Genomic DNA, 19,976 nt, shown 5'->3' with positions numbered 1-19,976 from the left:
GACGCCGGTGGCGGCGACAACATCATTCTGGATGCTCGGACAATCCGCCGCGCCACAGCGCGCCAGCAGCTCGCCATTGACCCGGGCGCTCGTCATTGCGCGGCAGCAATCGCGCCCGTGCGCCGCTGCCCCTGAAAGAACCGCCACACCAGCGCGGACGCATCCGGACCGCTGCGCGCGTGATACCGGATGGCGGGATCGCCGCCGCTCCAGGCGTGTTCAAGCCGCGTGATCTCGCACAGCCGCAGCACCGTCTTGCGGCCGCGCAGCACATCCACCCGGCGGTACGCCTTTTCGGTGCCCAGTCCCAGCACGCGCTCGACCGGCAACGCGTGCGGATCGGCGGCATTCAAGGTGCGGAACTGTTCGAACAATTGCCGGGCGTTGCGCGGAGCCACGGCCGGATCGAGCTGGCCGTGCAGGATCAACGCCGGCATGCCCAGGTCGAAGACGGCGGGGTCCGCCACGGATTCCACCAGCGGCGCCAGCGGCTTGATGCTGCCGCGCCGCATGGTGCTCAAGCCATTGCCCGCGTTATGCGCGTCGCCCACGACCGGCCCCGAGTGCATGGCCACCGCGGCGATCAGGCTCGGATGGCGCAGGGCGACGAGTGCCGCCATGCCCGCCCCCGCCGACAGGCCCGCCACGTAGATGCGTTCGGGGTCCAGGCCATGACGCGCGACCTCGGACCGGATCAGGGCCGCGATCAGATCGGCCTCGGCCCCGCCATGCTCGTCATCCGGCTGAAACCAGCGCCAGCAGCGCTGCACCTGGCGCGCCAGGGATTGCTGCGGATACAGCACCATGAAGTCACCGGCGTCGGCCCACTGGTTCATGCGCGTCCCTGTGGCGAAGGCCTCGGCCGTCTGCCGGCAGCCGTGCAGCATCACGACCAGCGGCATGCCCGCGGCTGTGGCAGATGTGGCGGATGCGGGGGTGTATCGGGCAAAGGCCAGCCGGCGGCCCGTCTTGTCCGTGAACTGGCGCGAGGCCTCCCAACGTCCGGCGCCGAGCGACGCCGCCTCGGGCGCCGCTGCCCTGCCCGCGCCAGAGCTTCCGGCGGGCCGCGTCGTCTTAACTGCACGCCCCGCCGCGGAGCCGGCCGCCGTCTTGCGCGCCGATGTGGCACGCTTGCGGGTGGGTTTGGGGGCCGCCAGGCGCATCGCCGCGCGCTGGAGCCGGGTGATTTTCTTTGCCGCTTTGAAAAACAGACTGCTGAAACTGCGCGCCATTGCTAGGGCCTGTTCGGTAGTTCCTGTTTGCCGCGCCGCCCGGTGCGCCGGGGTTGGCAGCGCCGGACGACGGTCGCCGCGGCTACGCCGCTCCGCAAGGCGGATGCCTGTCGTCGGATGCGGGCGTGAGGATGGGCGAAAAGGTCGCCCCAACCGTAAGGCCAAGCGTAAGGCCAAGTGCCGGATTCATGAGTGCTTCCCCTAAGAGTGTCGATCACGGCAGCGCCTGGCGCGGCCGACGTGCAAGCCCGGAGTGAAGAACGCGCACCGCCTCTGTCGGGCAGGTTGTTCGCGTGTTAAATGTATCACAGCGTAACTAAATTGGCGCTCGCCTTTTTCCGCTCGTCTTCCTTCGCTCCCCTTCCCCGGCCAAGCATCCTTGCACCAGATCAAACCTTCATCGGATCAGTCGGGCCAACCTGAAGCCCGCGCTTGAGCGGGCGACCCAAAACGCCTAAGGTGGACAACTTGTCACAGACAGGCCTTCCATGTTTCCCAACGACCGCCCCCAGACTCTGGGCGAAGAAATCGCCAACAGCATCAGCCACGGCCTTGGCGCCGTGGGTGCACTGGCCGGCACCCCGCTCCTGATCGCCGCCGCCGTGCGCCAGGGCGATGCCGCCTTCATCGCCGGCGCCGCCGTGTTCGCGGTATCGATGTGCCTGCTGTACCTCGCGTCCGCCATCTATCACGCGCTGCCCCGCTGCCGCGCCAAGCAGATCTTCAATGTGCTGGACCACTCGGCCATCTACCTGCTCATCGCCGGCACCTACACGCCGTTCGCGCTGGGCGCGCTGCGCGGCCCATGGGGCTGGACGCTCTTCGGACTAGTGTGGGGCCTGGCGCTGCTGGGCGTGGGCCTGAAGGCCAGCAAACGGCTCAACCGGCCCGCGCTCTCCACCGGCCTGTACCTGGCGATGGGCTGGATCGTCGTCATCGCGGTCAAACCCCTGCTTGAACTGGTCCCGGCCGGCGGCCTGTGGTGGCTGGTGGCGGGCGGCCTCGCGTACACCGGCGGCGTGGTGTTCTTCGTGTTCGACAACCGCTGGCGCTACAGCCATTTCATCTGGCATCTGTTCGTACTGGCCGGCACCGTCTGCCATTTCTTTGCGGTGTTCTGGTACGCCGCCTGAAGCCGCAAACGCGCCACATCCGAGTCCGCCGGACAAACCTAAGGACACATCGCGGCCAGCAGCGACTACGAAACCGCGCAAAACGTTTCGAACCCGGGGGCCCGGCGGCCCCCGGGGCGGCCCCCGCACCACGCGTGCGCAATCTCGTGGCCTGCCGACACAGGAAAACACATCGCGAAACTTGTCCCACGGCGGCCCGGTTCGTCATCATGGTCGGACTTTCAACCGGAACAAGGAGTTTTCATGCAGCGTTCCAAATACGCGTTCCTATCCGCCGCCATTCTGACGACGGCGCTGTCCGGTGCACCTGCTTTGGCGCAACAGGGCGCGCAGGCCCCGGCACAGACGCAGTCACAAGCGCAAACCCCGCCGGGCATGGCGCCCGCCGTGCAGAAGCCAACGGATCAGCAATTGCAGAAGTTCGCTTCGGCCTCGATGAAGATTTCTGGCGTCGTTGACGAGTATCGTCCCAAGGTCGACGCCGCCAAGACCGACGACGCCAAGCAGAAAGTCGTTAAGGAAGCTGACGAAAAGATGGTCAAGCTGGTCCGCGCGGACGGTTTGACGGTCGAGGAATTCAACGGCATCGGCCAAGCCGTGCAGCAGGACCCCCAGCTTCGCGATCGCCTGATGAAAATGCAGCCGACGCGGTAAGCCCAGGCATTGACGGGCACGCAGACGCAAACGCAGACGCACACCCGCGACCGCTGCCCCAGTAAAGACAACGCGCCGCATGCCCCGAACGGGTCATGCGGCGCGTTGTCTTTACTGGGCGGCACTCCGGCAGGCCCGGGGGCCATGCCAAATCAGGTCTTCAAGCGGTAGCCTGTCTTGAAGATCCAGCGAACGCCGATCAGGCACGCAACCAGGAAGGCCAGCGTCATGCCCACGCTGATCCCAATGCTGACGTCCGCCACGCCGAAGAATGCCCAGCGGAAACCGCTGACCAGATAGACCACGGGATTGAATAGCGTGACCGTCTGCCAGAACGGCGGCAGCATGTTGATCGAATAGAACGTGCCGCCCAGGAAGGTCAGCGGCGTGATGATCATCAGCGGAATGATCTGCAGCTTTTCAAACCCATCGGCCCAGATCCCGATGATGAAGCCGAACAGGCTGAACGTCACCGCGGTCAGCACCAGAAACGACAGCATCCAGAACGGATGCGCCACGTCGAACGCCACGAACAGGCGCGCGGTGGCCAGCATGATGAGGCCCAGAATGATGGACTTGCTGGCGGCCGCACCGACGTAACCCATCAGGATTTCCACGTACGAAATGGGCGCGGAGTGGATCTCGTAGATCGTGCCGGAAAAGCGCGGCATGTAGATGCCGAACGAGGCATTGGCCACGCTCTGCGTCAAGAGCGACAGCATGATCATGCCCGGAACAATGAACGCCCCGTAGCTCACACCGTCAATTTCGACCATGTGCGAACCGATGGCCGAGCCGAACACGACAAAATAGAGCGACGTTGAAATCACCGGCGACAGCACGCTTTGCATCAGCGTGCGCCAGGCGCGGGCCATTTCGAAAAGGTAGATGGCGCGTATGGCGTAGAAGTTCATGATTGACCGTGCACCAGGCTGACAAAGATGTCCTCGAGCGAGCTTTCCGAGGTGTTCAGGTCTGCAAATTCAATCTGCAGGCGGCTCAAGTCCTGCAGCAGACGCGAAATATCGCCGCCGCGCTCGTTGTCGTAGGTATAGACAAGCTTGTAGCCGTCCGGCGAAAGTTCAAGCTGGTAGGCGTCCAACGCCGTTGGAATGCCCGGCAGCGGCACCTTCAGCGTCAGCGCAAGCTGGCGCTTACCCAGCTTTGCCATCAGCGCATCCTTTTCTTCGACGAGGATGATTTCACCCTTGCGAATCACGCCGATGCGATCCGCCATTTCCTGAGCTTCTTCGATGTAGTGCGTGGTCAGGATGATGGTGACGCCGCTTTTGCGCAGTCGCCGCACCATTTCCCACATGCCGCGCCGCAGTTCGACGTCGACGCCCGCCGTGGGCTCGTCCAGAAACAAAATGGCCGGCTCATGCGACAGCGCCTTGGCAATCATGACGCGCCGCTTCATCCCGCCGGACAGCGCCATGATGCGGCTGTCCTTCTTGTCCCACAGCGACAGATCGCGCAAGACCTTTTCGATATAGGCGGGGTCTGCGGGCTTGCCGAATAGCCCGCGGCTGAAGGTGACCGTGTTCCAGACGCTTTCGAAGGCGTCCGTGGAGATTTCCTGCGGCACCAGTCCGATCTTGGACCGGGCGGCACGATAATCCGTCACGATGTCGTGACCATCGGCCAGCACCGTGCCGTGGGTGGGATTGACGATGCCGCAGATGATGCTGATCAGCGTCGTCTTGCCCGCGCCGTTCGGCCCGAGCAACGCAAAAATCTCGCCGCGCTGGATGTCCAGGTTGACGTTCTTGAGCGCCTGAAATCCGGACGCATATTGCTTGGATAAGCCTTGTACTGCAATGACTGGCTGCACGCGAGCCCCCAACTTGACCATAGCCGGAGGATTTTACCCGTCGCGCAGCCCGCGCTTGTTCAGCCTGGCGGAACGGTGTGTTTTCTTTTTGGGAACACTGGCCTAGAAGTCGTCGTCCTCTTCCACCTTGGGCATCAGGTAAGCCGTCAGCGCGCTGGACAGGCCCGCCATCACCCACAGGACGAAGAACGACACGGTGTAAAAGCCCATCCGGCCCGTCGGGACGTGTCCGAAGATGGCCACGTCCAGCGGGTCGATCAGGGCAAAGATCAGCGCGCTTCCCGCAGCAGCCGCCATGAACGACGGCCACAGGATCCACATCAACGATCGAAATCCCATGCGTGAACTCCCCCGATCAAGGTTTGGCGGCTGCGGGGCTGGCGGCCGCCGGCGCCGGGCTCGCGGCCGCGCCGGACGCGGTCTGTTCGATGACCAGACCGCGCTTGACCACGCCCTCCTGGATGGGCTGGCTGGCGAACTGGGTCATCGCGAAGTAGATGGTGATGAAGCAGCCGACCATGGCGGCAAACGGGCCGGCCATCAGGATCCACGGCCACGGCTCGCGATACCAGGGTTTGACGAGACGCGCCGCGTCGGCGGGGTCGAGGGTGATTTGTGCAGTGTTCATGAATATTCCTTGTCGTGGCCAGGGCGGATATCAGCCCTACTCGGGCACGTAGAAACTGGCGGCTTCGTCGGTTTCAACCTGCCGGTTCTCGCCGTCCTGCCCCTTGGCGCGCAGCGTGATGGCATGGGCCCCCGGCTCGGCGCCCGCCGGCGCACGGATGACCATGGGCAAGAGCTTGTTGGCGGCGGGCTCGACGTCGACCACATCCGAACCTTGCCGGCCTGCCATCACCGCCAGGTCGGGCATGCCTTCGGCCGACAGGCGCAGGCGCATCGGCGAGTCCGATGTGTTGATGATCTGCAGGCGGTAGACGTTTTCGATCATGCCGCCCGCGACCTCGCGGCCCAGGCCGCCCCGGTCGCGCATGATGTCGACACGCAGGGGATTGCGCACCACCAGCGACGCCACAAAGGCAATCGCCAGCACCAGGATCAGCGCGCCGTAGATCAGGACACGCGGCCGCAGCAGGTGCGACCGCGCGCTCTTTGACGACAGGCCGTCCAGCATGGCGTGTTCGGACGTGTAGCGGATGAGGCCAGGCTCGTACTGCATCTTGTCCATCACCTGATCACAGGCGTCGATACACGCGCCGCAGCCGATGCACATGTACTGCAGGCCATCGCGGATGTCGATGCCGGTCGGGCAGACCTGCACGCAAAGACTGCAGTCGACACAGTCGCCCAGCCCCTTGGCTTTGTGATCGACCTTGCGCGAACGGCCCCCGCGGGGGTCGCCGCGGCGCTTGTCGTAGGTGACGACAAAGGTGTCCGGATCGACCATCACGCTCTGGAAACGGGCGTACGGGCACATGTACTTGCAGACCGATTCGCGCATGAAACCAGCGTTGCCCCAGGTGGCAAAACCGTAGAACAGCATCCAGAACCATTGCCACGCGCCAAGCTGCAGCGCGAAGAGTTCGTGGCCCAGTTCGCGGATCGGCGCGAAATAGCCGATGAACGTGGAACCCGTCCACCACGCCAGCGCGATCCACAGGAAATGCTTGGTGAATTTCAGGCGGAACTTGCGCCAGCTCCAGGGCGATTCGTCCAGCCGGATGCGCGCGATGCGGTCGCCTTCGACCTTGCGCTCGATCCACATGAAGATTTCGGTATAGACGGTCTGGGGACAGGCGTACCCGCAGAACAGCCGTCCGGCCACCGCAGTGAAGAGAAACAGCGCCAATGCCGAGATGATGAGCAGCACGGCGAGGTACACGACATCCTGCGGCCACAGCACCAGGCCGAAGATGTAGAACTTGCGCGCGCCCAGGTCGAACAGCACGGCCTGGCGCCCGTTCCATTGCAGCCAGGGCAAGCCGTAGAAGATGATCTGCGTGATAAAGACGAACGCGATACGCCAGCGGGCAAAGATGCCACTGACGGATCGCGGATAGATCTTGCTGCGCACCTCCGCCAGTGTCTGTTCCAGGGTTTCCTGGCCCGGACGCGGCGGCCGTGTGTGCGGCCGCCAGGGCGGCGGGTCACCGCCAGGCGAACTGCTGACGCTTGCGGTTGACCCATCTTCCATTTGCTGCTCCGTGCTTGTAAGTGCTTAGTGATATGGGAGGCCGCGACGCGGCCTCCCATTTACGTGTTGCCCGTTCACTGCTTCGCCGTGCCGGACTCGGCGGGCGCCGCAGCGGCCTGTCCCTGCGCCGGGTTCTGCGACGGGTTCTGCGCGTCGGGCTTGTTCGACAGACCCCAGACCCAGGCAGTCAGGATCTTGATCTGATCCGGGGTCAGGATGTGCTCGTGCGCCGGCATCTGGTTGTCGCGGCCGTCAAGAATGGTCTTGACGATGCTGGCTTCCGAACTGCCGTAGAGCCAGACGTCGTCCGTCAGGTTCGGCGCGCCGACGAGCTGGTTGCCCTTGCCATCGACACCGTGACAGGCGACGCAGAAGTTGGCGAATTCACGCTTGCCGCGGAATACGCGGATCGGATCGGCGGTCAGGCCCGACAGCGAACGCACGTATTGCGCGATATCGCCGGCCATCTTGGGATCGATGGATGCCTTCCAGGGCGGCATGATGCCGTGGCGACCTTCCTTGATGGTCTGCATGATGGCTTCGGGCGAGCCGCCGTGCAGCCAGTCGTCGTCCGTCAGGTTGGGATAGCCGGGGCCACCCTTGGCATCCGACCGGTGGCACTGCGAGCAGGTGTTCAGGAAGAGGCGCTGGCCGATTTCGCGGGCGCCCGGATCCTGTGCAATCTGCGGCACCGTCATGGTGTCGAAGCGCGCGTAGATGGGCCGGACAGCTTCGGCCATCTTGGCCTGCTGCTGCTCCAGTTCCCCGGCGCTGCTGAAGCCCAGCTTGCCCTTGTATTCGCCCAGGCCCGGCATCAGGAACAGATAACCCAATGCAAAGGCGCAGGCCAGCAGATACATCCACGTCCACCAGGTGGGGACCGGGTTGTTGAGCTCAGTCAGGTCGCCGTCCCAGACGTGGCCGGTGTCCTCGACCTGGCCGCTGGCCGGCTTGGCGCTGAGCCAGCGGCGTTGCGTGTACAGCAGCCACACGCACCACACCACCCCGCCCACGGCGACGATCGAGATGAAATACCCCCAGAAGCCATTGACGAAATCGCTCATGACCGATTCGCTCCATCTTGTTGTGCCTGCCCGAATTCATCGGGCAGTGCGAACGGCAACATGGCCGATTCGCGGTTGGCGCCCTGGCGGCCGCGCGAGCAGGCCCACCAGACGATGCCGAAAAAGGTTGCCATCGAGATGGCGGTGACGATTGCGCTCAGGTAGCCGACCATGATCAGCCTCCTGTGGCCGCGGGCGCGGCGGGTTGCACGGCCGATTGGGCGGCGGGTTGTTGAGCCTTCTTGGCGGCTTCGGCCTTGGCCTCTTCGGCCTGCTTGGCCAACTGCGCCTTGCGAACGCCAACACCCAGGCCTTGCAGGTACGCCACCAGCGCGTCTTCTTCCGTCTTGCCCTCGATGGCCTTGGGCGCGGCGGCGATTTCCTCGTCGGTGTAGGGCACGCCCAGGGCACGCAGGGCACGCATGCGCTGGTCGACGTTCTGGCCGGTGATGACCGTCTTTTCCAGCCACGGATAGGCAGGCATGTTGGATTCCGGCACTTCCTTGCGCGGATCGCGCAGGTGGCGGCGGTGCCAGTCGTCGGAGTAGCGTTCACCAACGCGCGCCAGGTCGGGACCCGTGCGCTTGGACCCCCACAGGAACGGGTGGTCGAACACCGACTCGGACGCCAGCGAATACGAGCCGTAGCGCTGGACCTCGGCGGCGAGCACGCGCACCTGTTGAGAGTGGCAGCCCACGCAGCCTTCGCGGATGTAGACGTCGCGGCCCATCAGCCGCAGCGGGCTGTAGGGTTCGACGCCCGCCACGGGCTGGGTGGTGCTGTGCTGGAAGAACAGCGGGATGATCTGGACCAGGCCCGCGAAGGAGACCACCAGGATGCTGGCGATGATCATCCAGCCGATGTTCTTCTCGAGGGTCTGGTGAGAAAAGAAGCCGTGATTCTTGTTGGCCATGATGTCCTCGTCAAACAGTGGCCGGCACGGCGGTCGCGGGGACCGTCGGACGGGCGGCATGGGAATCGTCTTGCGGAATGGCGGGGTTGACCGCGGTCGCGCCGCTCACCGTCTTCCATACGTTCCAGGCCATGACGAACACACCGCACAAGAACAGGGTTCCACCCAGCAAACGGATCAGGTAGTACGGAACGCGCGTCTTCAGTTCCTCGACGAAGCTGTAGACCAGGGTGCCGTCCGGCGCCGTGTCGCGCCACATCAGGCCTTGCTGCACGCCGGCGATCCACATGGCGGCGATGTACAGCACCACGCCGATGGTCGCGATCCAGAAGTGCAGTTCGATGGCCTTCACGCTGTACATCTTTTCGCGGCCATAGAGGCGCGGGATCAAGTAATAGAGCGAGCCGAACGAAATCATGGCGACCCAGCCCAGCGCGCCGGAGTGCACGTGGCCGATGGTCCAGTCCGTGTAGTGCGACAGCGCGTTCACGGTGCGGATCGACATCATCGAGCCTTCGAATGTGGACATGCCGTAGAACGACAGCGCGGTGACCATGAACTTCAGGATCGGGTCGGTGCGCAGCTTGTACCAGGCGCCCTGCAGGGTCATGATGCCGTTGATCATGCCGCCCCAGGAAGGCGCCAGCAGGATCAGCGAGAAGGTCATGCCCAGCGACTGGGTCCAGTCGGGCAGCGACGTGTACAGCAGATGGTGCGGGCCCGCCCACATGTACGTGAAGGCCAGCGCCCAGAAGTGGACGATGGACAGGCGATACGAGTAGATGGGACGGCCGGCCTGCTTGGGCACGAAGTAGTACATCATGCCCAGGAAGCTGGTGGTCAGGAAGAAGCCCACCGCGTTGTGACCGTACCACCACTGCACCATGGCGTCCTGCACGCCCGCGTAGGCGGAGTAGGACTTCCACATCGACACCGGCATTTCAATGTTGTTGAAAATGTGCAAGATGGCGATGGTGAGGATGTACGAGCCGAAGAACCAGTTGGCCACGTAGATGTGCTTGGACCGGCGCTTGATGATGGTGCCGAAGAACACGATGGCGTAAGCGACCCAGACCAGCGTGATCAGGATGTCGATGGGCCATTCGAGTTCGGCGTATTCCTTGCTGCTGGTAAAGCCCATGGGCAAGGTGATGGCCGCGGCCACGATGACGACCTGCCAGCCCCAGAACGTGAAGGCGGCCAGCTTGTCGCAGAACAGGCGCGCCTGACAGGTGCGCTGGACGACGTAATAGGACGTCGCGAAAAGTGCGCTGCCGCCGAAGGCGAAGATCACGGCGTTGGTGTGCAGCGGGCGCAGGCGGCCGTAGCTGAGCCATGCGGTGTCGAAATTCAATTGAGGCCAAATTAGCTGAGCGGCCAAAAAAACACCGACAGCCATGCCGACAATGCCCCAGACCACGGTCATGATGGCGAACTGCCGCACGACCTTGTAGTTGAAGGTATCGGACTTGCTTGCGATTGCGGGGCAATCGTTCATCACCCATCCCCTAAAGTAACAAGAACTTCCAGGCTTCGATGATGGGACTAGTCACTCGAGGAGGCGTTGATTTGGATCAACCGGGTTGCGACGCCTTGGACATCGCTGCATAACCGCAACGCTGTTAGGGGTATCGGGCCGCGAAAAGGCCTTGCCGATGCGCCGCGGTTGGGTCCGCGGCGGCGATCAGCGGCGGTAATTTGCGGCGGCAACTAGCGGCGGCCGGCAGCGCCGCTGTCGTCGTCGCGCAGGATGGCCGTGCCGGCGCTGTCGGTGTCGTCGTACTGGCCGTTGAAGACGGCCCACCACAGCGATACGCCGATCGCCAGTACGAAAAGCAGCGACAGCGGCAGGAGCAGGTAGAGGATGGTCATGACGCTGCCCCCAGCGCGGCGTCAGCGGCCAGACGGCCCGACCAGTCGCGTCGGCACAGGCGCCAGGAGTTGTAGGCCACGGCCAGCGACGACACCAGCATGGTGATGGCGGCAAGCCAGGGCGTGACCCAGCCCACCAGCGCCAGCGGCGTCATCAGCAGATGCCAGACGAGCGAGACGTACAGGTTTTGCCGCGCCTTGCGCCGGGCCTCGGCAAGCAGCGCGTCAAGCGCGGCCTCGGGCATGTCGGGGTGTGCCGCCAGCGCGCTGTGCGCGGAGGCCATGGCGGTGGGCACGGCCATGGACATGGCGCAGGGACAGCTCATGACCAGCAGCGCCACCATGACCGGGATGCTGTGGGCGGGATCGATGTAGGCCCAGCCCGCTGCGGCGGCCAGCGCAAGCAAGACCTGCACCATGACGAACCGCGACGCCACCCGGTCGGCGCGCGCGCCCAGTTGCAGGCGCTGGTCTTCAACGCGGGCATGGCGCCGGCCGGCAGAACCCGCGCCGCCGAAGGATTGGCGGGCGCACAGTTCGAGATAACGGGCGGTCAGCAGGAACGCCACGAACATCGTGACCGAATCGAAATAGACTTCGCCCCGCCCCGTATAAGTGGCGTGGACGCTGGGGATGAAGGCGGCGATGATGCCGAGCGCCACCGGCACGTCCATGCCAGCGCGGCCCTGCCGCAGGTTGGCGCCCGCGTGGCGCCAGATGGGCCATGCCGAATACAGGACGACCGGAACGGTCAGCGCGAAGCTGGCCCAGTTCATGAGGACGATGGCCCAGTCCAGGGTTTCCAGCGCGTCCGCGGGCATGGATTCGTGGCGCAGATAGCCGGGCCACGCGAACATCATGACCTGCATCATTGCCAGCCAGGCGAGCGACAGACGCACCAGCGCATGGCGGCGTTGCTGGCGGTCGGTATCGGGCAGACTGGCCGGGACGGCGAAAATGGATTTGGCACGCATGTTGGCGATGGTAATCAGGCCCGTCCCCGATCGCCTTGATTTGAATCAAGACGCCAAAGAGGATTTGCCGCCGCCCCGCCGCCACGCTCGCCCCTCACGCCGCCCGCCCATCCACCGGCACTGATCTATGTGACGGGTGGCGCGCGGTCGGGGCAACTGATACAACGGTGCAGGGCCGTCGCGGCCGTCCATCACCCTGCCGCAGCCCGACTTTCCTACGCCCGCGGCACGTATGCGGGTTCCGGCGCTGTCCGGCCGCACTGGACCAACATGGGGCCATGGTGACCATTCACCTGGCTTGCAGTATGCAGAAGACATCGACGCGGCGGCCCATCGGGGTTTTCGTGACGGGCACCGATACCGGTATCGGAAAAACGCTGGTGTCGGCCATCCTGGCGCGCGCCTGGAATGCGGACTATTGGAAGCCGGTGCAGACCGGCGTGGCCGAGGAGCCTGGCGACACCGACACCGTGGCCCAACTGGTGCAACTGCCGCCGCAGCGTCTGCACCTGCCCGCCTACGTGCTACAGGCGCCCCTGTCGCCGTGGGCCGCCGCCACGCTGGAAGACACTGTGGTCGACGCCACGAGCATCGTGCCGCCCCCAACGCGCGCGCCCCTGATCGTGGAAGGCGCCGGCGGCCTGTACGTGCCGATCGACGACACGCACATGATGATCGACCTGATCGCGCGCCTGGACATGCCGGTGGTGCTGTCGGCGCGCAGCGGGCTGGGCACCATCAACCACACCTTGCTAAGCCTCGCGGCATTGCAGCGGAGCGCAATTCCGGTGCTGGGCGTGGTGATGAGCGGCCCGCCGTCCGCGGGCAACAAGGAAGCCATCGAGCGCTTTGGCGGCGTGCGCGTTCTGGCCGAGATCCCGCCGCTGCCGCGCGTGGACGCCGCCGCAGTCGAGGAACTGGCCAAAGGCATCGCGCCGCTGGCCGAATGCCTGGCGGCGCTGTACGGCGCCGAGGCCGAAGCGGGCTAGCCGGGCCAGCGGCGGCGCGCGCGGCGCGTCACTGGCGCGCCATGTCGATGAACGCCCGCAGCGCCGATGACACGCGGCGCTGCCGGGGGTAATACAGCATGAAGCCGGGGATCGTGGGACACCAGTCGTCCAGCAGCCGCACCAGCCTGCCGGATGCCAACAGTCCGGCGACGTAGTTTTCCGGCACGTAGCCGATGCCGATGCCGTCGGTGGCCGCCCTAACCTCGGCATGCACGTCGCTCAGGGCCAGACGCCCCGGCACGTCGAACTCCAGCGCCTCGCCGTCCCGCTTGAATTCCCACTTGAAGTACCGGCCGCTGGGAAAGCGGTAGCGCACGCACTCGTGCCTCATCAAGTCAGCCGGATGCCGTGGCGCCTCGCGGTCCCGCAGATACTCCGGCGAGGCCACCACCACCGAGCGCAGCGCCGGGCCGATCGGCACCGCCACCATGTCCTCGGGCACGGCGTCGATCAGCCGCACGCCAGCGTCGAAGCCGGACTTCACGATGTCGACAAAGCTGTCGTCTTCGCCGATCTCCAGCCGGATGTCCGGATAGGCGGCCAGGAACCGCCCCGCCATGGGCATCAAGAGCAGGTACGAGGCCGCGCGCGACGTGTTGATGCGCAGCGTGCCGGCGGCCGAGCCGCGAAAGTGGTTCATTTCGTCCAGCGCGTCGTCCAGCCCGTGCAGCACGGGCTGCAGGCGCTCGGCCAGACGCTGGCCCGCGTCGGTCAGGGCCACGCTGCGCGTCGTGCGGTTAAAGAGATTCACGCCCAGCCGCTCCTCCAGTTTCCGGATCGCGTAGCTGACCGCCGACGTGGACAGGCTGAGATCTTCGCCCGCCTTGCGGAAACTGCCCAGGCGGGCCACCGCTGAGAAAGCGGCAAGATGGGACAGGTTATCGAGCGGCATGATTATGCAAATTCATTCAATAAATCATGCCGAAATTCTAGCTTGAACGCGGTTCCTGCCCGGCATATTGTGAACGCCTGCTCAACAAATATCCCAAGAGGCCGTCATGATCCAAGCCCAAGGCTACGCCGCTCACAGCGCCGACACGCCGCTCGTCCCTTTCAGCTTCACGCGCCGTGAACCCGGCGATGACGATGTGCTGATCGACATCCTGTACAGCGGCATCTGCCACTCCGACCTGCACCAGGCACGCGGCGACTGGGGCAATTCCATGTACCCGATGGTGCCCGGGCACGAAATCATCGGCCGCGTCGCCCAGGTGGGCAAGAACGTGTCGAAGTTCAAGGTGGGCGATTACGCCGGCGTGGGCTGCATGGTGGACTCGTGCCGCCATTGCAAGGCGTGCCAGCTGAACCTGGAACAGTATTGCGAAGAGAACGCCACGCTGACCTACAACGACAAGGAGCGCGGCAGCGACCAACTGACGTTTGGCGGCTACTCCGATCGCATCGTGGTGCGCGAGCATTTTGTCGTGAAGGTGTCCGACAAGCTCGACCTGAAGGCGGTCGCGCCGCTGCTGTGCGCCGGCATCACCACCTATTCCCCGCTGCGCCACTGGAAGGTCGGCCCGGGCAAGAAGGTGGGCGTCATCGGTCTGGGTGGCCTGGGCCATATGGGTGTGAAGTTTGCGCACGCGATGGGCGCGCACGTGGTGATGATCACGACGTCTGCCGACAAGGCGCGCGACGCCAAGCGCCTGGGCGCGGACGACGTGCTGGTCTCGCGCGATGCCGACGCCATGGCGGCGCACGCCGGCACCTTCGACTTCCTCCTGAACACCGTGCCCGTCAGCCATGACGTCAATCCGTACATGGCGCTGCTGGCGCTGGACGGCACCATGGCGCTGGTGGGCGCATTGACGCCGCTGGATCCGATCCCCGGCGCCAACCTCATCATGGGCCGCAAGTCCCTGGCGGGCTCGGCGATCGGCGGCATGGAAGAAACCCAGGAGATGATGGATTTCTGCGCCGAACACAACATCGTCAGCGATGTGGAGATGGTGCCGATCCAGGCCGTCAACGATGCCTATGAGCGGCTGGTGAAGAACGATGTGAAGTATCGCTTCGTGATCGACATGGCCTCGCTGAAGGAAGAGCGCGCCGCCGCATAGGTCTGCTAGGGCCGCCCGGGTTCAGTCGGGAAACTTCTCGTCATGGGCTTCGCCGCGGCGGCCGAAATACGTAACGTGCCGGCCCGCGATCCACACCGCGTAGCCGACGCAGCCCGCCGCGCAACTTAACCGCTTGAATTCCGGGTACATCACCTCGCCCCGCTGCGCGCCGCGAATAGCGGCTTGCAGTGCGGCCGCATCGAAGTCATTGGCGATGGCGACATCTGGAACATCCAGCGGGATGTCGAGCGTCTGGTCATCAGGCAGGTAGTAGGCGGTACGGTGAGCCCGGAAGTCGACCACATAGGATTCGACGCCTGCGTCGGCCAATTGACCGACGACTTGGCCGAAGTGGATGCGGCCTTGTGCGGATGCCTCTGCGGTTTCACGGATGATGGCGTGCGTGGATGCGTTCATGGATGGCTCCTGACGATGAAAAAGGAGAAGACCGTTCGGGCACCCTGGCCTTCGCACAGTCCAGCGTACTGCGGTAGTAGCGTCATCGTGAAACAAAAAAAGAGGGTGCCCGCAGGCACCCTTGAATCCACCCTACAACAGCACCTGCAACTACACACCTGCATGCGGCGCCCGGCATCCCTCGCGGGGGCCGGGCGCCGCCGGCCGATACCGCCGCGTTACGCAGCCTTCTGCGTCTTGCCGTGTTCGAACTGCGCTTCTTCGGTCGAGCCGGTCAACGCGGTCGTGGACGACTTGCCGCCCTCGATCGTCTGCGTCACGGCGTCGAAGTAGCCCGTGCCCACTTCGCGCTGGTGCTTCACGGCGGTGAAGCCCATTTCGGCGGCGGCGAATTCCTTCTGCTGCAGCTCCACGAAGGCGCTCATCTGGCGGCGGGCGTAGCCGTGGGCCAGCTCGAACATGCCGTAGTTCAGCGCGTGGAAACCGGCCAGCGTGATGAACTGGAACTTGTAGCCCATGGCGCCCAGTTCACGCTGGAACTTGGCGATGGTGCCGTCGTCCAGGTTCTTCTTCCAGTTGAAGGACGGCGAGCAGTTGTAGGCCAGCAGCTTGCCCGGGAACTGGCGATGGATGGCGTCCGCGAACTTGCGGGCGTATTCCAGGTTGGGCGTGGACGTTTCGCACCAGATCAGGTCGGCGTACGGCGCATAGGCCAGGCCGCGGGAAATGGCCTGATCGATGCCGGCGCGGGTACGGAAGAAGCCTTCCACCGTGCGGTCGCCCGTAATGAAGGGACGGTCGTTTTCGTCGACGTCGCTGGTCACCAGGTCGGCGGCGTCGGCGTCGGTGCGTGCCAGCAGCAGCGTGGGCGTGCCCATCGTGTCGGCAGCGAGGCGGGCCGAGACCAGCTTGGCCACGGCTTCGCGGGTCGGCACCAGCACCTTGCCGCCCATGTGGCCGCACTTCTTCACGGAAGCGAGCTGATCTTCGAAGTGGACGCCCGACGCGCCGGCCTCGATCATGGCCTTCATCAGTTCATACGCGTTGAGCACGCCGCCAAAGCCGGCCTCGGCATCCGCCACGATCGGCGCGAAGAAGTCGATATAGCCTTCGTCGCCCGGGTTCTTGCCTTCCATCCACTGGATCTGGTCGCAGCGCGTCAACGAATTGTTGATGCGGCGAACCACCTGCGGCACGGAGTTGGCGGGATAGAGCGACTGGTCGGGATACATTTCGCCGGCCAGGTTGGCATCGCCGGCGACCTGCCAGCCCGACAGGTAGATGGCCTTCAGGCCGGCTTTGACCTGCTGCATGGCCTGATTGCCGGTCAGGGCGCCGAGCGAATTCACGAACGGCTCGCTGTGCAGGAGTTCCCAGAGGCGCGTGGCGCCGCGGTGGGCGAGCGTGTGTTCGACGCTGATCGAGCCACGCAGGCGGATGACGTCCTCGGCGCTGTAGTCGCGCTTGATGCCCTGCCAGCGGTTGTTTTCGGCCCAATCTTTCTGAAGGTTGCGGATTTCGGTTTCGCGATTGCTCATTGTGATGCTCCTGGTCAGTGATAAGAGACTTCAAAAGATTCGCGTCTGGCGTTGCGTGAATCGATGGAAGAAAGTCTATGCCTGTGCTGCGGAGCAATGTGAAGCCGGGTCTTATACAAGACGAAAAATCTTAGCCTGATAAATCAATGAGTTATGAGCGGGATTTTGTATAATGAAACGCCATTGTCGTTTGTGAAATGCCGCCCCGCTGCTGCGCAGCACGGACTTTCACATGCCGGGAGTTACGTTTCACATTGTGGAAAATCAGCCGGTTTTCCAAGCGCCTACAATGCCGCATCCCCCGTTTTTCTTTATCTCAGCTATGACCCTGTCTCACGGCCCGCTTGGGCAGAGCGTGGCCTACGCCTCGCAATACGATCCCTCGCTGCTGTTTCCCATTGCGCGCTCGCACAACCGGGCGGCGCTGAATCTGACCGCCGGCAGCCTGCCCTTTACGGGCGTGGACCTGTGGAATGCCTATGAGCTGTCGTGGCTGGATGCCAAGGGCAAGCCTCGGGTGGCGATGGCGACGTTTTCGGTGCCGGCCGACAGCCCCAACATCATCGAGTCCAAGTCGTTCAAGCTGTACCTGAATTCCTTCAACCAGACGCGCCTGGTCAATTCGGCAGCGCTGCGCGGCCGGCTGGAGCGCGACCTGAGCGCGGCTGCGGGCGCGCCGGTCGGCCTGGACTTCTTCCTTCCGCAGCGGTTTTCCGAGCTGCAGATGGGCGAGCTGGACGGCATCTATATAGACAAGCTGGATATCGAGATCGACACCTACGAGCCCGCGCCCGAGTTGCTGCGCACGCGCGCGGGCGATGTGGTCGAGGAAACGCTGGCGTCGCGCCTCTTGAAGTCGAACTGCCCGGTGACCGGCCAGCCCGATTGGGCCACGGTGCAGATCCGCTACCGGGGCAAGCCGATTGATCGCGAATCCTTGCTGCGGTATGTGGTGTCGTTCCGCCAGCACGCGGAATTCCACGAGCATTGCGTCGAGCGCATCTTCAGCGACATCATGCAGGCCTGTGGCCCGGAGCAGTTGACGGTATACGCGCGGTATACGCGCCGCGGCGGGCTGGACATCAATCCGTGGCGCAGCAATTTTGAAGTGGCGCCGCCGGCGGACGTGCGGACGGTCCGCCAATAGTAGGCGAGCGTCTTGGAAAAGCCTGGCATAAGCGGGGCTTACAGCAACGGCCGCCCTTCGGGGCGGCCGTCTTGCTTTACTGCGTTGGCTTCACCGCTTTCGCATCACTTCACGAAGGGCTCGGGGCGGGGCGTGTCGTCTTCAGAAGGCGGCAGCACCGGGTACTGGATGACCGGCTGGTCGCCCGTCAGCGTTTTCAGGAACGCGACGATCTGGCCGTTTTCCTCGGGCGTGAACGTGCGGCCCAGCTGCAGGCGGCCCATGACGTCGACGGCCTGCGTCAGCGTGGCCGCTTCGCCATCGTGGAAGTACGGATAGGTCAGCGCCACATTGCGCAGCGTGGGCACCTTGAAGTTGAAGCGGTCGGCGTCCTTGCCTGTGACCGCGGCGCGGCCTTCGGCCTTGTTCTCGGTGACGTACGGCGTGACGAGCCCCATCTTCTGGAACGAGTTGCCGCCCACCGCCACGCCGTTGTGGCAGGCCACGCAGCCGCTGTTCTTGAAGAGGTCGTATCCGGCCAGCTCGCGCACGGTCAGCGCCTTTTTGTCGCCCTTGAGCCATTGGTCGAAGCGCGAGTTCGGCGTGACCAGCGTCTCCTCAAATGCGGCCAGCGCGCTGGTGACTTCGCCGATGGTGATCGTGTCCTTGCCGAAGACCTGCTTGAATTCGGCGCGGTAACCCGGAATGGAGTTGAGCACCTGCACCGCCAGCTCGTGCGTGGAGGCCATTTCCATCGGGTTTTCGATCGGGCCTCCCGCCTGTTCGCGCAGGTCCTTGGCGCGGCCGTCCCAGAATTGGGCGATGTTCAGGCTGGAATTGAGCACCGTCGGGGAGTTGATGCCGCCCTGCTGCCACTTGTGGCCGATGGAGGCCTTCAGGTTGTCCGAGCCGCCCATGGCAAGGTTGTGGCACGAATTACAGGAGATTGCGCCGGAGCGCGACAGACGGGGATCGAAGAAGAGCTTCTTGCCCAGTTCGACCTTGGCCGGCTCTTTGATGACGGCCGGCTCGATGGGCTGGATGGGCTCTTGCGATGCGCTCCAGACCTGCCCTGCCCACAGTCCGAGTACCAGCCCCGCAGCCAGCAACGTTGTTTTCTTTCTCATTTGCTTCTCCTGTGAATAACCAGTCCAACTATGTGGTTATTACAGCGAGGAAGCCCTGCGGGGACTTTGCGAGGCGTCAATCGACGCGGGGCGGCGCAGTGGGCCGAAACCGAATCTTGACGGCGCGCAACGTGCTGCCGGCGCCGTCAAGGAGGATCAAGCCCTCAGGGACGCGCGGCGGCCACAGCAACCGGCGGTTCGGCGCGGCGCGCCTGCACCGCGATCCACTGGGCCAGGAACGCGGCCACGGCGAACGCCACGCCCGCCCCCACCCACGGACCCTGCCGCAGTCCGGCATCCAGCAGCAGGCCGAAGGCCAGCGGCCCCAGGGCCGAACCGACGTCCATGCCGGAATACACCAGGCCGTAGACCGATCCGGTCGAGCCCTTGGGCGTCACGCGGCGGATCAGCATGTCGCGCGACGGCGCGGCCACGCCCGAGCAGAAGCCCGCCAAGCCCACGACGGGCGCGGCCAGCACGGCCGGCACGAGCCCCAGCGCCAGCACCACCAGCGTCAGACCCGCCAGGATGAGCGCGACCATGACGGTGCGCTCGGTGCGCGGATTGGCCGACACCAGGAAGCCGCCCGCCGCCATGCCGACGGCCGAGGCGACCATGTAGCCGGACAGCGCCGAGCTGGCCGTGACCTTGGACAGGTCGTAAAGCTGGCCGAGCAGCGGAATCGTGTAGTTCTGCACCGACGACAGCGCAATCGACGTGCACGCAAAGAACAGGAACGCGCCCCACAGCGCGGGCTTGGCGAGCAGCGCGGACAGCGTCGCCAGCACGCCTTCCTGCGGCTTGGCGGCGGGCTTGGGCGCATTGCCGGCGTCCTTGGCGTCGCCCGCGTCCACGGGCGACGGC

General features: G+C 64.7%; 21 protein-coding genes and 1 pseudogene. 5 read left to right on the top strand and 17 right to left on the bottom strand.

Annotated features, from left to right (window positions below):
* Nucleotides 1-92: 92 nt before the first annotated feature.
* Entirely contained in the window at nt 93-1,232 is a 1,140-nt protein-coding gene (locus AC6LJW_RS24160; protein WP_427986483.1) for an extracellular catalytic domain type 1 short-chain-length polyhydroxyalkanoate depolymerase, read from the bottom strand.
* A 488-nt stretch (nt 1,233-1,720) separates the two neighbouring features.
* Here AC6LJW_RS24160 and trhA point away from each other — a divergent pair, with 488 nt between their 5' ends.
* Nucleotides 1,721-2,365, top strand: a complete 645-nt coding sequence (trhA, locus tag AC6LJW_RS24155; protein ID WP_056562997.1) for a PAQR family membrane homeostasis protein TrhA — start codon at nt 1,721-1,723, stop codon at nt 2,363-2,365.
* 243 nt (nt 2,366-2,608) lie between these two features.
* Nucleotides 2,609-3,019, top strand: a complete 411-nt coding sequence (locus AC6LJW_RS24150) for a DUF4168 domain-containing protein (RefSeq protein WP_498088448.1) — start codon at nt 2,609-2,611, stop codon at nt 3,017-3,019.
* Nucleotides 3,020-3,171: 152 nt separating this feature from the next.
* Here the strand turns inward: AC6LJW_RS24150 and AC6LJW_RS24145 are convergent, their stop codons facing one another.
* The 11 genes from AC6LJW_RS24145 to AC6LJW_RS24095 all read right to left on the bottom strand — a co-directional run bounded on the left by AC6LJW_RS24145 (nt 3,172) and on the right by AC6LJW_RS24095 (nt 11,831).
* The gene (locus AC6LJW_RS24145) at nt 3,172-3,933 is read right to left on the bottom strand and encodes an ABC transporter permease (protein WP_056563003.1); all 762 of its coding nucleotides are present in this window, start codon (nt 3,931-3,933) and stop codon (nt 3,172-3,174) included.
* Complete coding sequence (locus AC6LJW_RS24140; RefSeq protein WP_498088447.1) at nt 3,930-4,853, bottom strand: ABC transporter ATP-binding protein; 924 nt, start codon at nt 4,851-4,853, stop codon at nt 3,930-3,932. The genes AC6LJW_RS24145 and AC6LJW_RS24140 overlap by 4 nt, the downstream gene beginning before the upstream one ends.
* Nucleotides 4,854-4,955: 102 nt before the next feature.
* Nucleotides 4,956-5,192: a hypothetical protein gene (locus AC6LJW_RS24135; protein WP_056563005.1), complete on the bottom strand. Its 237-nt coding sequence runs from the start codon at nt 5,190-5,192 to the stop codon at nt 4,956-4,958.
* A gap of 16 nt (nt 5,193-5,208) precedes the next feature.
* A complete protein-coding gene (locus AC6LJW_RS24130) occupies nt 5,209-5,481 on the bottom strand; it encodes a FixH family protein (protein WP_056563007.1) in 273 nt (90 codons plus the stop codon).
* Nucleotides 5,482-5,517: 36 nt separating this feature from the next.
* A complete protein-coding gene (ccoG, locus tag AC6LJW_RS24125; protein ID WP_056563010.1) occupies nt 5,518-7,008 on the bottom strand; it encodes a cytochrome c oxidase accessory protein CcoG in 1,491 nt (496 codons plus the stop codon).
* 74 nt (nt 7,009-7,082) lie between these two features.
* On the bottom strand, nt 7,083-8,072 hold the full coding sequence (gene ccoP, locus AC6LJW_RS24120; RefSeq protein WP_498088446.1) for a cytochrome-c oxidase, cbb3-type subunit III: 990 nt from the start codon (nt 8,070-8,072) through the stop codon (nt 7,083-7,085).
* Nucleotides 8,069-8,245, bottom strand: a complete 177-nt coding sequence (locus AC6LJW_RS24115) for a cbb3-type cytochrome oxidase subunit 3 (RefSeq protein ID WP_056563017.1) — start codon at nt 8,243-8,245, stop codon at nt 8,069-8,071. Before AC6LJW_RS24115 ends, ccoP begins: the two co-directional genes overlap by 4 nt.
* Nucleotides 8,246-8,247: 2 nt before the next feature.
* Nucleotides 8,248-8,985, bottom strand: a complete 738-nt coding sequence (ccoO, locus tag AC6LJW_RS24110) for a cytochrome-c oxidase, cbb3-type subunit II (RefSeq protein ID WP_056563020.1) — start codon at nt 8,983-8,985, stop codon at nt 8,248-8,250.
* 10 nt (nt 8,986-8,995) lie between these two features.
* Nucleotides 8,996-10,483, bottom strand: coding sequence for a cytochrome-c oxidase, cbb3-type subunit I (gene ccoN, locus AC6LJW_RS24105; protein ID WP_056563023.1), 1,488 nt, complete (start codon nt 10,481-10,483; stop codon nt 8,996-8,998).
* Between the two features lie 212 nt (nt 10,484-10,695).
* Nucleotides 10,696-10,857, bottom strand: coding sequence for a cbb3-type cytochrome oxidase assembly protein CcoS (ccoS, locus tag AC6LJW_RS24100; protein ID WP_105239608.1), 162 nt, complete (start codon nt 10,855-10,857; stop codon nt 10,696-10,698).
* On the bottom strand, nt 10,854-11,831 hold the full coding sequence (locus AC6LJW_RS24095; protein ID WP_498088445.1) for a hypothetical protein: 978 nt from the start codon (nt 11,829-11,831) through the stop codon (nt 10,854-10,856). The genes ccoS and AC6LJW_RS24095 overlap by 4 nt, the downstream gene beginning before the upstream one ends.
* 221 nt (nt 11,832-12,052) lie before the next feature.
* Between AC6LJW_RS24095 and bioD the strand changes: the two are divergent.
* Nucleotides 12,053-12,820, top strand: a pseudogene (gene bioD, locus AC6LJW_RS24090) (dethiobiotin synthase); the annotation flags it as partial.
* A 28-nt stretch (nt 12,821-12,848) separates the two neighbouring features.
* Here the strand turns inward: bioD and AC6LJW_RS24085 are convergent.
* Nucleotides 12,849-13,733, bottom strand: coding sequence for a LysR family transcriptional regulator (locus AC6LJW_RS24085; RefSeq protein WP_056563033.1), 885 nt, complete (start codon nt 13,731-13,733; stop codon nt 12,849-12,851).
* Nucleotides 13,734-13,839: 106 nt separating this feature from the next.
* On the opposite strand from AC6LJW_RS24085, the gene AC6LJW_RS24080 reads away from it, so the two are divergent.
* Nucleotides 13,840-14,904 (top strand): NAD(P)-dependent alcohol dehydrogenase, encoded by a 1,065-nt coding sequence (locus AC6LJW_RS24080; protein WP_056563037.1) that lies wholly within the window; start codon nt 13,840-13,842, stop codon nt 14,902-14,904.
* Between the two features lie 21 nt (nt 14,905-14,925).
* On the opposite strand, the gene AC6LJW_RS24075 is transcribed toward AC6LJW_RS24080, so the two are convergent.
* Both AC6LJW_RS24075 and aceA read right to left on the bottom strand, forming a co-directional pair.
* Complete coding sequence (locus AC6LJW_RS24075) at nt 14,926-15,321, bottom strand: DUF1398 domain-containing protein (protein WP_427986480.1); 396 nt, start codon at nt 15,319-15,321, stop codon at nt 14,926-14,928.
* Nucleotides 15,322-15,539: 218 nt separating this feature from the next.
* Nucleotides 15,540-16,859, bottom strand: coding sequence for an isocitrate lyase (aceA, locus tag AC6LJW_RS24070; protein ID WP_056563042.1), 1,320 nt, complete (start codon nt 16,857-16,859; stop codon nt 15,540-15,542).
* Between the two features lie 322 nt (nt 16,860-17,181).
* On the opposite strand from aceA, the gene queF reads away from it, so the two are divergent.
* Nucleotides 17,182-18,006 carry an NADPH-dependent 7-cyano-7-deazaguanine reductase QueF gene (gene queF, locus AC6LJW_RS24065; RefSeq protein ID WP_056566746.1) on the top strand — a complete coding sequence of 275 codons (825 nt, stop codon included), beginning with the start codon at nt 17,182-17,184 and terminating at the stop codon, nt 18,004-18,006.
* 104 nt (nt 18,007-18,110) lie between these two features.
* Here the strand turns inward: queF and AC6LJW_RS24060 are convergent, their stop codons facing one another.
* Together AC6LJW_RS24060 and AC6LJW_RS24055 are read right to left on the bottom strand one after the other, a co-directional pair.
* Nucleotides 18,111-19,112: a cytochrome-c peroxidase gene (locus tag AC6LJW_RS24060; RefSeq protein WP_400524264.1), complete on the bottom strand. Its 1,002-nt coding sequence runs from the start codon at nt 19,110-19,112 to the stop codon at nt 18,111-18,113.
* A 164-nt stretch (nt 19,113-19,276) separates the two neighbouring features.
* Nucleotides 19,277-19,976 (bottom strand): MFS transporter (locus AC6LJW_RS24055; RefSeq protein ID WP_498088444.1); only part of this gene is annotated, 700 nt, incomplete at its 5' end.

It is taken from the genome of Achromobacter sp. 1012554356, assembly GCF_059760815.1.
This window is presented reverse-complemented; position numbering and strand designations above follow the sequence as displayed.

Coding starts and splice junctions, on each gene's coding strand:
- AC6LJW_RS24115 (WP_056563017.1), bottom strand. CDS start 8,245: ATGGTCGGCTACCTGAGCGCAATCGTCACCGCCATCTCGATGGCAACC.
- ccoS (WP_105239608.1), bottom strand. CDS start 10,857: ATGACCATCCTCTACCTGCTCCTGCCGCTGTCGCTGCTTTTCGTACTG.
- AC6LJW_RS24075 (WP_427986480.1), bottom strand. CDS start 15,321: ATGAACGCATCCACGCACGCCATCATCCGTGAAACCGCAGAGGCATCC.
- AC6LJW_RS24130 (WP_056563007.1), bottom strand. CDS start 5,481: ATGAACACTGCACAAATCACCCTCGACCCCGCCGACGCGGCGCGTCTC.
- AC6LJW_RS24135 (WP_056563005.1), bottom strand. CDS start 5,192: ATGGGATTTCGATCGTTGATGTGGATCCTGTGGCCGTCGTTCATGGCG.
- queF (WP_056566746.1), top strand. CDS start 17,182: ATGACCCTGTCTCACGGCCCGCTTGGGCAGAGCGTGGCCTACGCCTCG.
- aceA (WP_056563042.1), bottom strand. CDS start 16,859: ATGAGCAATCGCGAAACCGAAATCCGCAACCTTCAGAAAGATTGGGCC.
- AC6LJW_RS24080 (WP_056563037.1), top strand. CDS start 13,840: ATGATCCAAGCCCAAGGCTACGCCGCTCACAGCGCCGACACGCCGCTC.
- AC6LJW_RS24150 (WP_498088448.1), top strand. CDS start 2,609: ATGCAGCGTTCCAAATACGCGTTCCTATCCGCCGCCATTCTGACGACG.
- AC6LJW_RS24160 (WP_427986483.1), bottom strand. CDS start 1,232: ATGGCGCGCAGTTTCAGCAGTCTGTTTTTCAAAGCGGCAAAGAAAATC.
- AC6LJW_RS24060 (WP_400524264.1), bottom strand. CDS start 19,112: ATGAGAAAGAAAACAACGTTGCTGGCTGCGGGGCTGGTACTCGGACTG.
- trhA (WP_056562997.1), top strand. CDS start 1,721: ATGTTTCCCAACGACCGCCCCCAGACTCTGGGCGAAGAAATCGCCAAC.
- ccoG (WP_056563010.1), bottom strand. CDS start 7,008: ATGGAAGATGGGTCAACCGCAAGCGTCAGCAGTTCGCCTGGCGGTGAC.
- ccoP (WP_498088446.1), bottom strand. CDS start 8,072: ATGAGCGATTTCGTCAATGGCTTCTGGGGGTATTTCATCTCGATCGTC.
- AC6LJW_RS24085 (WP_056563033.1), bottom strand. CDS start 13,733: ATGCCGCTCGATAACCTGTCCCATCTTGCCGCTTTCTCAGCGGTGGCC.
- ccoN (WP_056563023.1), bottom strand. CDS start 10,483: ATGAACGATTGCCCCGCAATCGCAAGCAAGTCCGATACCTTCAACTAC.
- AC6LJW_RS24145 (WP_056563003.1), bottom strand. CDS start 3,933: ATGAACTTCTACGCCATACGCGCCATCTACCTTTTCGAAATGGCCCGC.
- ccoO (WP_056563020.1), bottom strand. CDS start 8,985: ATGGCCAACAAGAATCACGGCTTCTTTTCTCACCAGACCCTCGAGAAG.
- AC6LJW_RS24095 (WP_498088445.1), bottom strand. CDS start 11,831: ATGCGTGCCAAATCCATTTTCGCCGTCCCGGCCAGTCTGCCCGATACC.